Below are 336 nucleotides of genomic sequence, written 5' to 3'. Positions count from 1 at the left end.
GGTGCCCACCGGGCGACGCAGCGTCGTCACCGGCGGCGCCGGGTTCATCGGCAGTCATCTGGTCGAGGCGCTGCTCGATCGTGGCGACACCGTCACCGTCATCGACGACCTGTCCACCGGCGATCGGGCCAATCTGGCCTCCGTGTGGAACCACCCGTCGTTCGAGTTCGTCGAGGGCTCGATCCTGGACCGCCCGTTCCTGCGCTCGGTGATGACCGGGACCGACCGGGTCTTCCATCTCGCGGCGGCGGTCGGGGTCCATGTGATCATCGACGAGCCCCTGCAGAGCTTGCGGACGAACATCCACGGCACCGAGAACGTGGTCGACCTCGCCCA

At 68.2% G+C, this 336-nt stretch carries 1 protein-coding gene; it reads left to right on the top strand.

Going from position 1 to position 336, the window contains the following annotated elements; all coding sequences use genetic code 11:
* Positions 1–336 (top strand): GDP-mannose 4,6-dehydratase (locus tag D9V41_RS17090; protein WP_208006941.1); only part of this gene is annotated, 336 nt, incomplete at both ends.

It is taken from the genome of Aeromicrobium phragmitis, from assembly GCF_003674095.1.
GTDB classification, from domain to species: domain Bacteria; phylum Actinomycetota; class Actinomycetes; order Propionibacteriales; family Nocardioidaceae; genus Aeromicrobium; species Aeromicrobium phragmitis.
Note: the sequence above shows the minus strand (reverse complement) of the source record. Positions and strands in the feature narration are given on the sequence as shown.